General features: G+C 61.2%; 14 protein-coding genes. 5 read left to right on the top strand and 9 right to left on the bottom strand.

What is annotated here, in order from left to right; genetic code table 11:
• The coding region (locus JWQ61_RS06065; RefSeq protein WP_304359733.1) for an aldehyde dehydrogenase family protein at positions 1–1,269 on the top strand (1,269 nt) is incomplete at its 5' end.
• 39 nt (positions 1,270–1,308) lie between these two features.
• On the opposite strand, the gene JWQ61_RS06060 is transcribed toward JWQ61_RS06065, so the two are convergent.
• Genes JWQ61_RS06060 through JWQ61_RS06040 form a run of 5 tightly spaced genes read right to left on the bottom strand, consistent with a single transcriptional unit; the run spans position 1,309 to position 6,027 of the window.
• Entirely contained in the window at positions 1,309–2,145 is an 837-nt protein-coding gene (locus tag JWQ61_RS06060) for an SDR family NAD(P)-dependent oxidoreductase (RefSeq protein ID WP_304359732.1), read from the bottom strand.
• A gap of 22 nt (positions 2,146–2,167) precedes the next feature.
• On the bottom strand, positions 2,168–2,938 hold the full coding sequence (locus JWQ61_RS06055; RefSeq protein ID WP_304359731.1) for an SDR family oxidoreductase: 771 nt from the start codon (positions 2,936–2,938) through the stop codon (positions 2,168–2,170).
• Positions 2,939–2,959: 21 nt separating this feature from the next.
• Positions 2,960–3,667, bottom strand: coding sequence for a histidine phosphatase family protein (locus JWQ61_RS06050; RefSeq protein WP_304359730.1), 708 nt, complete (start codon positions 3,665–3,667; stop codon positions 2,960–2,962).
• Between the two features lie 30 nt (positions 3,668–3,697).
• A complete protein-coding gene (locus JWQ61_RS06045) occupies positions 3,698–4,777 on the bottom strand; it encodes a phosphotransferase family protein (protein ID WP_304359729.1) in 1,080 nt (359 codons plus the stop codon).
• Positions 4,774–6,027, bottom strand: coding sequence for an acyl-CoA dehydrogenase family protein (locus tag JWQ61_RS06040; protein ID WP_304359728.1), 1,254 nt, complete (start codon positions 6,025–6,027; stop codon positions 4,774–4,776). The genes JWQ61_RS06045 and JWQ61_RS06040 overlap by 4 nt, the downstream gene beginning before the upstream one ends.
• A 92-nt stretch (positions 6,028–6,119) precedes the next feature.
• Between JWQ61_RS06040 and JWQ61_RS06035 the strand changes: the two genes are divergently transcribed.
• Complete coding sequence (locus JWQ61_RS06035) at positions 6,120–7,061, top strand: LysR family transcriptional regulator (RefSeq protein WP_304359727.1); 942 nt, start codon at positions 6,120–6,122, stop codon at positions 7,059–7,061.
• A gap of 1 nt (position 7,062) precedes the next feature.
• Here JWQ61_RS06035 and JWQ61_RS06030 read toward each other — a convergent pair whose 3' ends face one another.
• Positions 7,063–7,428 (bottom strand): helix-turn-helix transcriptional regulator, encoded by a 366-nt coding sequence (locus JWQ61_RS06030; protein ID WP_304359726.1) that lies wholly within the window; start codon positions 7,426–7,428, stop codon positions 7,063–7,065.
• A gap of 96 nt (positions 7,429–7,524) precedes the next feature.
• On the opposite strand from JWQ61_RS06030, the gene JWQ61_RS06025 reads away from it, so the two are divergent.
• Entirely contained in the window at positions 7,525–8,307 is a 783-nt protein-coding gene (locus tag JWQ61_RS06025; RefSeq protein ID WP_304359725.1) for an SDR family NAD(P)-dependent oxidoreductase, read from the top strand.
• Between the two features lie 462 nt (positions 8,308–8,769).
• Here the strand turns inward: JWQ61_RS06025 and trpS are convergent, their stop codons facing one another.
• The 3 genes from trpS to JWQ61_RS06010 form a co-directional block, all read right to left on the bottom strand.
• The gene (gene trpS / locus JWQ61_RS06020) at positions 8,770–9,804 is read right to left on the bottom strand and encodes a tryptophan--tRNA ligase (RefSeq protein ID WP_304359724.1); all 1,035 of its coding nucleotides are present in this window, start codon (positions 9,802–9,804) and stop codon (positions 8,770–8,772) included.
• Positions 9,805–9,948: 144 nt separating this feature from the next.
• Complete coding sequence (locus JWQ61_RS06015; RefSeq protein WP_304359723.1) at positions 9,949–10,893, bottom strand: Tim44 domain-containing protein; 945 nt, start codon at positions 10,891–10,893, stop codon at positions 9,949–9,951.
• 218 nt (positions 10,894–11,111) lie between these two features.
• Positions 11,112–11,396 (bottom strand): hypothetical protein, encoded by a 285-nt coding sequence (locus JWQ61_RS06010; RefSeq protein WP_304359722.1) that lies wholly within the window; start codon positions 11,394–11,396, stop codon positions 11,112–11,114.
• Between the two features lie 206 nt (positions 11,397–11,602).
• On the opposite strand from JWQ61_RS06010, the gene JWQ61_RS06005 reads away from it, so the two are divergent.
• Together JWQ61_RS06005 and JWQ61_RS06000 are read left to right on the top strand one after the other, a co-directional pair.
• On the top strand, positions 11,603–12,346 hold the full coding sequence (locus JWQ61_RS06005) for a response regulator transcription factor (RefSeq protein WP_304359721.1): 744 nt from the start codon (positions 11,603–11,605) through the stop codon (positions 12,344–12,346).
• Between the two features lie 11 nt (positions 12,347–12,357).
• Positions 12,358–13,312, top strand: a 955-nt coding sequence (locus tag JWQ61_RS06000; RefSeq protein WP_304359720.1) for a sensor histidine kinase, incomplete at its 3' end; no start/stop codon positions are given.

The raw sequence follows: 13,312 nt of genomic DNA, 5'->3' as shown, positions 1-13,312 counted from the left end.
CTAGGCAAGCTGGTCACCCTGGAATCCGGCAAGATCCTGTCCGAAGGCATAGGCGAAGTGCAGGAAATGATCGACATCTGCGATTTCGCGGTCGGCTTGTCGCGCCAGCTGTACGGCCTGACCATCGCTTCCGAGCGCCCTGGCCACCGCATGATGGAAACCTGGCATCCGCTGGGCGTGTGCGGCGTCATCACTGCCTTCAATTTCCCGGTTGCGGTATGGGCGTGGAACGCGGCGCTGGCGCTGGTCTGCGGCAATGCCGTGATCTGGAAACCGTCGGAAAAAACCCCGGTCGTTGCGCTCGCCGTGCATGCCTTGTTTGAAAAAGCTGCCGCGCGTTTTTCGGAACAGCGTCCTGACCTGCTGCCGGCCGACCTGTGCCAGGTGTTGCTGGGCCGCGCCGAAATCGGCGCCGCGCTGTCGGCTTCGCCGCTGGTGCCGCTGGTCAGCGCTACCGGCAGCGTGCGCATGGGCCGCAAGGTCGCCACCACCGTGGCAGAGCGCCTGGGCCGCAGCCTGCTGGAGCTGGGTGGCAACAACGGCATGATCGTCACGCCTACCGCCGACCTCAGCCTGGCTTTGCGCGCCATCACTTTCTCCGCCGTGGGCACTGCCGGCCAGCGCTGCACCAGCTTGCGCCGCCTGTTTGTCCACAGCAGCATTTATCAGGACGTGGTCAACCGCATCGAACGCATCTACGCCAGCGTCAAGGTCGGCGATCCGCTGGCGGCGGAAACGCTGGTCGGTCCGCTGGTCGACCAGCACTCCTTCGAAGCTATGCAAACCGCGCTGGCGCAAGCCAAAGCCGAAGGCGGCGTGGTGACTGGCGGCGAACGCGTGCAGGTGGGCGACAGCAGCAATGCGTTCTATGTACGGCCGGCGCTGGTGCGCATGCCTCAGCAAAGCGACATCGTGCATCACGAAACCTTCGCGCCCATCCTGTACGTGCTGTCTTACGATAATTTCGACGATGCGGTGCGCCTCAACAACGCCGTGCCGCAAGGCTTGTCTTCAGCCATCTTCACCAACGACGTGCGTGAAGCGGAGGCGTTCATGTCGGCCAGCGGCAGCGACTGCGGCCTGGCCAATGTCAACATCGGCACCAGCGGCGCTGAAATCGGCGGCGCTTTCGGCGGCGAGAAGGAAACCGGCGGCGGCCGCGAATCGGGTTCCGATTCGTGGAAAACCTATATGCGCCGTGCGACCAACACCATCAACTACAGCCGCACCCTGCCACTGGCACAGGGCGTCAAGTTCGATATCGACTAAGCAGGATTGCAGGGCGGCCCCGTCCGCCCTGCCTTGCCCTCAGATCTTCAGTAAAGTCGGCGGCCGCTGCTGCAATACATCTTGCATGCGGACCTCGATCGCCTGCTTCATTTCCGGATGCGTCAGGATATAAAAACGCTCGGCAGCAATCGCATCGAATACCTCGTCTGCTACCTGCGTCACCGCAATCCCGTTCTGCACCGCGTTCAATACCGACATGCCAACCTTGAGTGCGACAGCATCGGTCGGGCCGCTGTCGCCGCCATTTTCCCGGTTGCGTTCCGAATGGCCGATGCCGGTCTTGACCCAGCCCGGACACAGCACCGATACCTTGATGTGCGACTGGCGCAGCGTCAGGTCATGATGCAAACCCTCCGATAGCGTCACCACCGCATGCTTGCTGGCGTTATAGCTGGCCAGGCTGGGCTGGGAAGTGAGTCCGGCCATGGAAGCCGTGTTGACGATATGGCCTTCCTCGCCGTTCTTCAGCATGCGCGGGATAAAGGCGCGCAAAGCATGGCTGACGCCGTAGAAATTGACGCCCATGACCCAGTCCCAGTCTTTCTGGGTGGTTTCCCAGGCCGGCTTGGCTACCGCGACGCCGGCATTATTCACCAGCAAATGCACGTTGCCGAATTTGGCAAATGCCTGCTCTGCCAGGGCATTTATCTGCTCTTCCCTGGCGACGTCGGTAGGCACGCCTATCACTTCCGCGCCCATGGCTTTGAACCCGGCTACGGTTGTTTCCAGCTTGGCGGCGTTGATATCGGCCAGCACCAGTTTCATTCCCTCGGCGGCAGCCCGTACCGCGATCCCTTTGCCTATGCCTTCCGCAGCGCCGGTAATGACGGCGACCTTGCCTTGCAAATTCTTCATATGGTTTCCTGTTGGTTCCGGATCAGTTGAGCAGATAGCCGCCGTCGACATTCAAACAAACCCCGGTGGTGTAGCTGGCCGCAGGCGACACCAGGTACAGCACGGCGCCCGCCATTTCATTCGGCTGGGCGACGCGGTTCATCGGGATATGCTGCAGCGCCTGCTTCAGGATCGCCGGGTTGTCGATCAGGGTGGCGGCGAACTTGGTTTCGGTGAAACCCGGCAGCAAGGCATTGACGCGCACACCGCTGGCGGCGCATTCCTTGGCGAAAGCCTTGGTCATCGAGATCACCGCCGCCTTGGTGATCGAATAGATGCCCTGGAACACGCCAGGCGTGACGCCATTGACCGAGGCGACATTGACAATCGCGCCGCCGCCGTTCTGCGCCATCAGCTTGGCGCCGTAGGACGACATGAAAAAATAGCCGCGGATATTGACGTCGACGGTCTTCTGGAAGGCCCCGACATCGGTATCCGTGATTGGCCCGAAATGCGGGTTGGCGGCAGCGTTGTTGACCAGGATGTCGAGCCGTCCGTGTTTGCTGCTGATGGCTTGGTACAACGCCTCGATCTGCGCCATTTCACCGATATGGCAAGCCATGGTTTCCGCCGAACCGCCCGCCGCCTTGATTTCCGCCACGACTTTCTCGCATGCCTCCGCCTTGCGGCTGGATACGATCACATGCGCGCCTTGCTGCGCCAGGAGCTTGGCGATGGCTTCACCGATGCCGCGGCTGGCGCCGGTCACCAGCGCGATCTTGTCCTTCAAGTCAAAAATGGCTGTGCTGCTCATGTTGTCTCCTTTATCTGTAACTCATCTGTAACTCACTAAGGCCGGATCGCACGCAGCCACCAGGTGTGAAAAATTGTTCAGGTAGCTCAGGCTGACACGCCCCGGACGGTATAACAGCTTGGTCACGCCGGTATTAACCAGCGACCAGTTCAAATCGAAAATCTGCCGGTCCGGAATCGCCAGCAGCTGCTGGCAGATCACGCTGATCGGGCCGCCGGAAGTAAACACCCAGGCCGTCTGGCCCTTGCCGAGCTGCGCCAGCAGGCGAGCCAGGGCCGCGTTGCAGCGTTCCTTGAACACCGGCCACGGTTCGGTGTATTCGGCGTCATGTTCGCCGCTGACCCAGCGCGCCACCGCGTTGACGAATACTCTCTGGAAAGCGCGTTCAGGATGTTCCTGCTGCTCCAGGTAGGCAGAGAACAGGCTGTCGGCAAAGCGCGGCATGAAGCGCAGCAGTATTTGCTTGTGATCGAATTCGTCGAATCCCGGGTCTTCCAGTACCTGCAGCTCTGGCCCGGCAGCGTTGCCCGACATGGCCGCCAGGCAGGCTGCGCTGCTCTGCAGTTGCCGGCGATGGCTGCCGGTCACCAGCAGGGGGATCTGCTGGTCGGTCTGGGCCAGCCATTTTCCCAACAATGCGGATTGCCGCATGCCCAGCTCCGACAGCTGGTCGTAGTCGGCGGCGCCGAAACTGGCCTGGCCATGCCGCACCAGATAGATAGCACCCATCTCAAGCGCACTCCGATGACATGATTTTTCTCATATGCTCGACTGCGCAATCAGGTTCTTGCATCGCTGCTCCAGGTAATTGGTGACGTGGACAAAGAAGGCAAATTGCGGATTCTTGGTTTGCCCGTGATGAAAACGATAGTAGATTTGCTGCACGATCACGGCCAGGCGGAACAGCCCGTAGATTTCATAGAAATCGAAATGATCGGTGCGGTAGCCGGTTTTTTCACCGTAATAGGCGATCACTTCCTTGCGCGTCAGCATGCCCGGCAAGTGCGTCGGCTGGCGCCGCATCTGCTTGAATTGCGGCTCGTCGTCGGCCTGCACCCAGTAGGCCAGGGTATTGCCGAGGTCCATCAGCGGATCGCCGAGGGTCGCCATTTCCCAATCCAATACGCCTATCACTCGCAGCGGGTTATCGGGATCGAGCACTACATTGTCGAAGCGGAAATCGTTGTGGATCAGGCAGGTGGCGACATCGGCGGCCGGCATCTTGTCTTCCAACCAGCGCATCACCGTTTCGAAATCGACGGCGTCGTCGGTGCGCGCCTTGCGGTAACGCTCGCTCCAGCCGCTGATCTGGCGCTGCACATAACCTTCGCCCTTGCCCAGGTGCGCCAGGCCTGCAGCCTGGTAGTCGACCTGGTGCAAGGCGATCATCTTGTCGATCACATTCAGGCACAGCTGGCGCGTATCGGCTTCGCTCAGCACCAGGCCGGGCGGCAGCTTGTCGCGCAGGATGATGCCGCGCAGCCGCTCCATCACATAAAAATCGCTGTCCATCACGGCCCGGTCCTGGCAGGTCGCAAACACCTTTGGCACATAAGGATAGACCGGCTTCAGTTCGGCCATGATGTTCGCTTCGCGCAGCATGTCGTGGGCTGACCTGGCTTTGGCGCCGAACGGCGGCCGGCGCAGGATCAGTTCGCGCTCGGCGCCACTCAGCCGATAAGTCAGCAGATAAGTCAGGTTCGAGGCGCCGCCCGGGAACTGGCTCACGGCCGGCGTGCCCTGCAGGCTGCCGTCGACGCTTTCCAGAAACGCGGCGACCTTCGCTACATCCAGTTCTTCGCCGCTGCGCACGGCGCCGGCCTGGTCGATCAGCGTCATGCCGGCTCTCCCGCAGTAACAACACTCGCCACACTCGCAGCCTTGGCGGCTTGCGCCTTCAGTTCCAGCTTGGCGATCAGGGCGCGGTGCACCTCGTCCGGCCCGTCCGCCAGGCGCAGCACCCTGGCATAGGCAAACAGGGCCGTCAGCGGCAAGTCGTCGCAGAGACCGGCGCCGCCGTGGATCTGGATCGCCTGGTCGATCACCAGCTGCGCCACGTTGGGCGCCACTACCTTGATTTGCGAAATTTCGCTCATCGCCGCCTTGGCGCCGACCGTATCCATCATCCATGCCGCCTTCAGCGTCAGCAAACGCGATTGTTCGATCGCCATGCGGGCATTGGCGATGATGTCGGCATTGCCGCCGAGATCGGCCAGCGACTTGCCGAAAGCGCTGCGCGTCAGCGCCCGCTTGCACAGCATTTCCAGCGCCATTTCAGCCGCTCCCAGCGCCCGCATGCAGTGATGGATCCGGCCCGGGCCAAGACGGCCCTGGGCGATTTCAAAACCGCGCCCCGGCCCGGCGATAATATTGGCCAGCGGCACGCGCACATTGGTGAAACTGACCTCGCCATGGCCGTAAGGTTCATCCAGGGCGCCAAATACCGGCAACATGCGTTCGATCTTCACGCCAGGCGTCGCCATCGGTACGAGCACCATCGAGTGGCGTGCATGCTTGGGACCGTCCGGATAGGTCAGTCCCATGAAGATCACGAACTTGCAGTTGGGATGGCCGATGCCGGTGCTCCACCATTTGCGGCCGTTGAGCAGCACTTCGTCGCCTTCGACCAGCGCGGTAGCGCGCATGTTGGTGGCATCGCTGGAGGCGACATCGGGTTCGGTCATGCAGAATGCAGAGCGGTGTTCGCCTGCCAGCAGGGGCTTGAGCCATTGTTCCTGCTGCGCCGGCGAGCCGTATTTGGCCAGCACTTCCATATTGCCGGTATCGGGCGCATTGCAGTTGAAGACTTCCGGCGCGATGAAGGAGCGGCCCATGATTTCGGCCAGCGGCGCGTAATCGGTATTGCTCAGTCCGGCGCCGAACTCCTCATCGGGCAGGAACAGGTTCCATAAACCCGCTTCCTTGGCCTTGGCTTTCAGGGCCAGCATTACCGGCGGTACATTCCACGGCAGCGGGCCGCGCTTGAGCTGGCTGAAATATTCGGCTTCGGCCGGAAACACGTGTTCGCTCATGAAGGCATTGAGCCGCTCCATATATTGGCGGGCACGGGGTGAGTAGGCGAAATCCATGGCATTCCTCAACTGTGTAATCGACTCAGGAAGTGTGCCGCAACGGCTATAATTCATCAAATGAATGATTTATATAGACCATAATTAATCTCATGCATATAAGCCGGATCGACCTCAACCTGTTCGTGGTGCTCGACACCATCTACGCGGAAGGCAACATTACCCGCGCAGCCAAGGCGCTCAGCCTGACCCAGCCGGCGGTCAGCCACGCGCTGGCGCGCCTGCGCGAACTGCTGGGCGATCCCTTGTTCATCCGGCAAGGCAGCAAGATGCTGCCGACGCCGATGACGCGCTCATTGATCGGCCCGGTGCGGCAAGCGCTGCAAACGCTGGAGGTGAGCGTCAAGCACGGCAACCAGTTCGATCCGACCACCAGCCGCCGCAGCTTCAACCTCGGCCTGCCGGGCGTGCTGGAAGCGCGGCTGCTGCCGCCGCTGATGCAGCTGCTGCAAACCCAGGCGCCCATGGTGGAAATCAATTCGGTGCGGGTGGAGCGGCGGCAGCTGGAATCGGAACTGGCGGCCGGTACGCTGGACATCGCGGTGGACGTCTTGCTGCAGCGTCCCGGAGAAATCCGCAGCACTTCTTTGTCGCGCGATACGCTGGTGGTGGTGGCGCGCCAGGACCATCCGGCGCTGAAAGACGGGCTTGACCTGGAAACCTACCTGGCGCAAAACCACATTCTGGTTTCCTCGCGCCGCACCGGCCCCGGCGTTGAAGACGTGGAGCTGGCCCGCATCGGCCGCCAGCGCCATATCGGCCTGCGCTGCCAGCACTATTACGCGGCTTGCCAGGTGGCCAGCGTTTCCGACCTGCTGACCACGATGCCAGAGCACTACGCGCACATCGCCAACGTCAACCTGCCGAACCAGATCTGGCCGCTGCCGCTGCCTACGCCGCCGCTGGATGTCTATCTGTACTGGCATGAGAACGCCGAACTTGATCCTGCCAATCGATGGCTGCGCGGGCTGTTGGGACTATTGTTTCCCCGGGCGGAGCTGCCGCCGGGCGGCACGGCGGACATGCATCCCTGACTCAGCTTTTTTTTGCCGGGTGGGCCGTTTGCCATTTGTTGACGCAGAATTCGATGTATTCGCCTATACGGTTCTGCTCTTCCTCCGGGATGGCAAGGAACGATTCCACGCTGATGCTGAAAGGCCACTGGCCGGAAGCCTTGGTCAGAATCTTCGGGCCGCCTACACCTGTGGCCAGCCAGAATATGTCCACGCCCAGGAATCTTGCGGCAAGCGCCGAATTCTCCGCGGTCAGCGCCTTGGTTTTGCCGGCAATCACCTGCCCGATCGCCTGCACGCTGACGCCGATGCCGTCTGCGAGTTCCTGCCTGTCTTTTTGCGCCAAGTGCAAAGCTTCTGCCAGCCGCGCCCCGTAATTATTCATCATCGGTAAAGAATACTTTCAATCATTTAAAGCATGGTTGCAATGTGCACTAAAGAATGCTTTAATTACGTGTAAAAACTGACAATGATTCTGCCGACGATGAATCCGCTTACCGCCTATTTCCCCCTTAAAAACAAGGTCGCCCTGGTCACCGGCGCGGCGCGCGGCATCGCTTTACATATCGCCTGCGCGCTCTCGGCCGCTGGTGCACATTTGGCGATTCTAGATGAACGGGAACAGGAAGGGCGCATCATCGCCAGGCTGCTCGGCGGCAAAAAGGACAAGGTGCGCTTCTGGCAGGTCGACGTCAGCGACAACGACGCGGTGCAGCGGGTGATGGCGGCGGTAGAAGCGCACTTCGGCCGCATCGATATCCTGGTCAACAGCGCCGGCGTCGACGCCGGCAATGCGTCGGCACAGGGACTGCCGCTGAAGCATTGGGAACAGGCGATGCAGGCCAATGTCAACGGCAGCATCCTGTGCAGCAAACACGTGGCGCCGGCAATGGAACGCGCCGGCGGCGGCTCCATCGTCAACGTGCTGTCGCTGTGCGCCATGGATGGCGAGCAGCAGGAAGCGGCCGACCATGCGGCGAGAGCGGCGCTGCGGATGAGCAATGCGAATGCGATGCGCTATGCAATGCAGAACATCCGCGTCAACGCCATCCATCCGGGCGTGGTGCGGCCGCCCGCGCTGGCCGCGGCCATGCGCAAGCGGAATGACTTGACCCAAGTGTTGGCGGACAGGGCTGAATTGCAGATGCTGACGGGGCTTGGTTCGGCTGCCGATGTGGCGGCGGCGATCTTGTATCTGGCGTCGGATGCCAGCCGTTTTGTTACGGGTAGTGAATTGGTAATTGATGCGGGGCCATCACGTTGTTAATAACAAGACTGTTGCTGTTGCTGTTGCCGTTGTTTTTGAAGTTGTGGTTGCTTTTGACGTTGCCGTTGAAGTTGCTTTTGAATTCCGCATGGAGACGTTGCCAAATGCGGCAGCCGCCATTCGGATAAAGAGGGAAGACATGTTTGAGCCGCAGGCGAGTTGGTCTTCCCTCCCGAATGGCGGCTGCCGCATTTGGGGACCTGACCGAAGGGAAGGCAACGGCTTTGCGGTCGCCTTCTTTTGGTTACTTTTTTGGCGCCCGGCTAGGGGCGAAGCAAGAAAAGTGACTAGCTGCCGGGCTACCCCCGGCAAGCTTCCACGGAGTAGCTAACGTTTTAGGTAACGACGAGCGGAGGTCGACTGCCACCATACGCACTCCGTAGCCCGTTAATTGGGGTCAGAGTAATTTTCGCAAAGGGCGCGAAAAAAAACTCTGACCCCAATTAACTACGCTACGAATGTTTAGAAGTAAGTTAGACCCAGCGCTGCCTTGACCTCGTCGGCGGTTTTCGCCGCTACTTCGCGCGCCTTGGCGGTGCCTTCTTTCAGGATCTGCATGACATGTCCCTTGTCCTTGGCCAGCTCCTCGCGACGGGCACGGATCGGCGCCAGCAAGTCTTGCAGGCAAGCTTCCAGGCGCGCCTTGACCAGGCTGTCGCCCAGGCCGCCGCGCACATAATGCGCTTTCATCTCCGCCAAGCCGGCTTGGTCGGGATCGAAGGCATCCAGGTAGAGGAAGGCGACATTGCCTTCCAGGTGGCCAGGATCCTGCACCCGCAGATGCAAAGGATCGGTATACACCTGCTTGACCGCCGCCCGGATTTCATCGGCAGTCGCGCCCAGGTTGATGGTGTTGCCCAGCGACTTGCTCATCTTGGCCTTGCCGTCGATGCCAGGCAGGCGACCGATCTCCGGCACCAGCGCCTTCGCTTCGACCAGCACATCGCGCCCCGCGGTACGGTTAAAGCGCCGCACGATTTCATTGGTCTGCTCGATCATCGGAATCTGGTCCTCGCCCACCGGCACCAGCGCCGCCTTGAATGCCGTGATATCCGCCGCCTGGCTGGCCGGGTAAGTCAGGAATCCCGCCGGGATATCGCGCTCAAACCCGCGCAAGCGGATTTCTTCCTTAACCGTAGGATTACGCTCCAGCCGCGCCACCGTCACCAGGTTCAGGTAATAGAAAGTCAGTTCCGCCAGCTCCGGAATCTGCGACTGGATCAAGATCGTCGACAGGGCAGGGTCGATGCCGACCGCCAGGTAATCCAGTGCAACTTCGACCACATTACGGTGCACCTTGCCGGTGTCGTCCATATTGTCGGTCAGCGCCTGAGCGTCGGCCAGCATGATGAACTGGCGGTAAGTGTGCTGGTAAGCGATGCGGTTACGCAAGCTGCCGACAAAATGGCCCAGGTGCAAAGGGCCGGTCGGACGGTCGCCGGTCAGGATCACGGCAGAACCGGGGGCCGTGGCCGGCAAACTTGTTGGCAAACTCATTGAAATTCCTTTAGCGGTATCCTGAAAACCCCGTATTGTGCCTGCATTGTGCCCGCATTGTCATTTATGGCGCGCGCCAAAAGAAAAAGCCGCCGGCGATTGCTCGCCGGCGGCTTTGCTACGAAAGCTGGTTTCAGCCCGGGTTCAGCTCTTTTGTTCGACCTGCTCGATCCCTGCCAGTATCCAGCCGCCCTGCCCCGCTGTTGGCTTGGTCAAGTTCCAGACCTCGGAGAACGGTGCGGCGAAAGCTGCGTCGTCTTCCTTGATCATGCCGGTGAATTTCACGCTGGCCAGGTATTCGGCGTCAGCAGTCTCGATTCCCAGCAGTTCGGCATCCAGCGACACAACGTCGGTATGGTTGTCCGATGCGCCGCGCTCCTGCAATTGCATGCGCAGTTCGGCAAACATTTCCGGCGTGGTGAATTCGCGGATGTCGTTGCTGTCGGCCTTGTCCCATGCGGCTTGCAGGCGCAGGAAATAGGTCTTGGAATGACGCAGGAAACCGACCGTATCAAAATCGGCAGGCACGCCCCAGGCAGCAACGCCCGCGGCTCCCGCACCCGTCGCCGCCGCTGCAGGTGCGGCGTCAAACGCCGTACGCTGCATAGGCTGCTCGAGGCGCGAAGCGATTTCCGGCGTGAAGCTGGAAGGCGCTTGGGCAGCAAAGGCAGGACGCATGCCATTGTTGCCGGCTGCGCCGTTGCCCATCTTGCGGCGCACCAGCTTGTAGATGAACATGGCGGCGAATGCGAACAAGGCGATCATGATGATATTGCTGATCATGCCGGCCATGGCGCCGCCCAAGCCCATGCTCGACAGCAAGGCGCCCAGGCCCAGGCCCAGCAGCGCGCCGCCCAGCATGCCTTTCCACATGCTAGGTTTGGCGGCTGCCGCAGCGGCCGGTGCTGCAGCAGCAGCCGGCTTGGCGGCATTGGTGGCCTGGTTCTGCGCCGGCGCCGCCTGGCGGTTCATGCTTTGCGATTTTTTGCCGAAAGACCCGCCGCCGCCCATGCGCTTGGCTTCAACGGTCGAGATGCCGGCTGACAACGTCATGGCGACGACGATCAGCGCCACAAATAATTTCTTCATACTTTCTCCTGAGATTTGATGCCGTCACGGCCATACGGGCCGCTAAGTTTTAAAACTTCACAGCCATGCCACGACGCCGAACAGCCCGGAATTAAGGCGAGGCGCTAGACGCACATCGGCCTGCTGCTCAACATCATGGATGGCTGGAATCGCCGGGCAGTTACCCGGCAGATGGGAAGGCGCCTGCCACCGGATGCAATCGGGCGGCGTAAAGGCGCTTAAGCTCTGGGCGGAGGACCGGCCGGAGGCAGGAACGGAGGCTGGAGCGCTTTATCGTTGCTCAGCGCAGGTGTGGAAGCGATTGCCGCAGCGGCAAATACAAGGGGAAAAGCAGGTACTGTCTCATCGCCGAGATCGACATGCATCTCGATGTCGTCAAGCGCGATATCTTCTGAATCGCAAGCGCTGTCAGCCTTGCAGGCCGGCGCATCTTGCAAGGCATCCTGGAGAATTTCCTGCTGGACTGCCAGCGTCGCCACGGTGTTTGCCTGGGATTCGGTCATGCCTGCAAAGACTTGCATAGGCAGCAGAAACATCAGCAAAAGAATCAGTAGGCGTCGCATCGAAGTAGGAAAGCAGGTCCAGGCCAGATTAGGTGGTAATGATTATACCAAACAGCGGCAATGTTACGTCGACCTTGCTGGGAAGAATGAAACGCCATAGACTACAAGCAGCACCTTTCATCCACCGTACGGGAACCACCTCCATTATGCGCATCCTGCTTGCCGAAGACGACAGTGTTCTAGCCGACGGACTGACGCGATCGCTGCGCCAGTCGGGTTATGCCACCGACTGCGTGATGAACGGCATGGAAGCGGATTCGGCCCTCTCGACCCAGGATTTCGACCTGCTGATCCTGGACCTGGGCTTGCCCAAGATGACCGGCCTGGAGGTATTGCGCCGCCTGCGCGCGAGGAATTCGCGGCTGCCGGTGCTGATCCTGACCGCAGCAGATTCCCTGGAGCAACGAGTCAAGGGCCTGGACCTCGGCGCCGACGACTACATGGCCAAGCCGTTCGAACTGTCCGAGCTGGAAGCACGGGTGCGCGCCCTGACCCGGCGCGGCGCCGGCGGCGGCCCTACCGTCATCAAACACGGCCCGCTGAGTTACGACCAGGTCGGTCGGATCGCCTACATCAATGAGCAGATGCTGGACCTGTCGGCGCGCGAACTGGGTTTGCTGGAAGTATTGCTGCAGCGTACCGGCCGCCTGGTCTCCAAGGAACAGCTGGTCGACCACTTGTGCGAATGGGGCGAAGAAGTCAGCAACAACGCCATCGAGGTGTATGTACATCGCTTGCGCAAGAAAATCGAAGTCGGCGGCGTCCGGATCGCCACGGTGCGCGGCCTCGGTTATTGCCTGGAAAAAATCAGCGAGCCGCAAGCCGCTTCCGCAGGTCCGGCAGCTTCCCCTGCTCCGCTCTCGCCGCTCGACGCCTCCAGCCGCCGCTGACGCTTGCCCCCATGCGCGACGCTCAATCCCTGGCTGCGCAGCCAAACCCATCCGCCCCGGCAGCCGCGCAAACCGAAGAACGGGTGCAGCGCTCCCTGTTCGGCGAAATCCTGGACTGGATGCTGGTGCCGCTGTTGCTGCTGTGGCCGATCAGCATCGCGATTACCTATGTGGTGGCGAAGTCGATCGCCAACCAGCCCTTCGACCAGGCGCTGGACGACAGCGTCACGGTCCTGTCGCAGCAGGTGAGCGAAGTCAACGGCAAGGTCCTGACGCGCCTGACCACGCCCTCGCGCGACTTCCTGCGCGCCGACGATGTCGACAATGTGTATTACCTGATCACCGGCCCGCACGGCGAATACATCGACGGCGACCGCGACATGCACCTGCCTGTCGCCGAGGACGAGCCCGCGCACCCAGGCAAGGTCAAGTTCTGGGACAGCTCCCTGCATGGCAGCGATGTGCGGATCGCCTATACCTATGTCGACCTGCGCAACACAGTCGACGCCGGCGCCGCCGCCGACAAGCAGGAGCGACCACGGGTAGCGCTGGTGCAAGTCGGGGAAACACTGGAAAAACGCGCCCGGCTGGCGAATGAAATCATCAAGGGCGTGATCCTGCCGATCGCGCTGGCGCTGATCTGGTTCGCCTTGTCGCGCGGCCTGTCGCCCCTGTCCGAATTGCAGCAGCGGATCCGGGCGCGCCGGCCGGACGACCTCAGTCCCATCGATTCCGGCCAGGTGCCGGAAGAAATCTCGCCGCTGGTGCGTTCGCTCAACGACATGCTGTCGCGCCTGTCGCTGTCGATCCAGACCCAGAAACGTTTCATCGCCGATGCCGCGCACCAGATGAAAACGCCGCTGGCCGGCATGCGCATGCAATCCGAACTGGCGCTGCGGCAGACCAGCCAGCACGACATCCATCGCTCGCTGGAGCAGCTGGCGAAGAGCTCGGAATCGGCGACCC

The sequence above is a fragment of the Collimonas fungivorans genome, assembly GCF_028292705.1.
Lineage (GTDB): Bacteria > Pseudomonadota > Gammaproteobacteria > Burkholderiales > Burkholderiaceae_D > Collimonas > Collimonas fungivorans_B.
Note: the sequence above shows the minus strand (reverse complement) of the source record. Positions and strands in the feature narration are given on the sequence as shown.

Bases quoted from the DNA above. Each gene is read 5' to 3' on its own strand.
- JWQ61_RS06060 (WP_304359732.1), bottom strand. From the start codon at position 2,145: ATGAAGAATTTGCAAGGCAAGGTCGCCGTCATTACCGGCGCTGCGGAA.
- JWQ61_RS06055 (WP_304359731.1), bottom strand. From the start codon at position 2,938: ATGAGCAGCACAGCCATTTTTGACTTGAAGGACAAGATCGCGCTGGTG.
- JWQ61_RS06050 (WP_304359730.1), bottom strand. From the start codon at position 3,667: ATGGGTGCTATCTATCTGGTGCGGCATGGCCAGGCCAGTTTCGGCGCC.
- JWQ61_RS06045 (WP_304359729.1), bottom strand. From the start codon at position 4,777: ATGACGCTGATCGACCAGGCCGGCGCCGTGCGCAGCGGCGAAGAACTG.
- JWQ61_RS06040 (WP_304359728.1), bottom strand. From the start codon at position 6,027: ATGGATTTCGCCTACTCACCCCGTGCCCGCCAATATATGGAGCGGCTC.
- JWQ61_RS06035 (WP_304359727.1), top strand. From the start codon at position 6,120: ATGCATATAAGCCGGATCGACCTCAACCTGTTCGTGGTGCTCGACACC.
- JWQ61_RS06030 (WP_304359726.1), bottom strand. From the start codon at position 7,428: ATGATGAATAATTACGGGGCGCGGCTGGCAGAAGCTTTGCACTTGGCG.
- JWQ61_RS06025 (WP_304359725.1), top strand. From the start codon at position 7,525: ATGAATCCGCTTACCGCCTATTTCCCCCTTAAAAACAAGGTCGCCCTG.
- trpS (WP_304359724.1), bottom strand. From the start codon at position 9,804: ATGAGTTTGCCAACAAGTTTGCCGGCCACGGCCCCCGGTTCTGCCGTG.
- JWQ61_RS06015 (WP_304359723.1), bottom strand. From the start codon at position 10,893: ATGAAGAAATTATTTGTGGCGCTGATCGTCGTCGCCATGACGTTGTCA.
- JWQ61_RS06010 (WP_304359722.1), bottom strand. From the start codon at position 11,396: ATGACCGAATCCCAGGCAAACACCGTGGCGACGCTGGCAGTCCAGCAG.
- JWQ61_RS06005 (WP_304359721.1), top strand. From the start codon at position 11,603: ATGCGCATCCTGCTTGCCGAAGACGACAGTGTTCTAGCCGACGGACTG.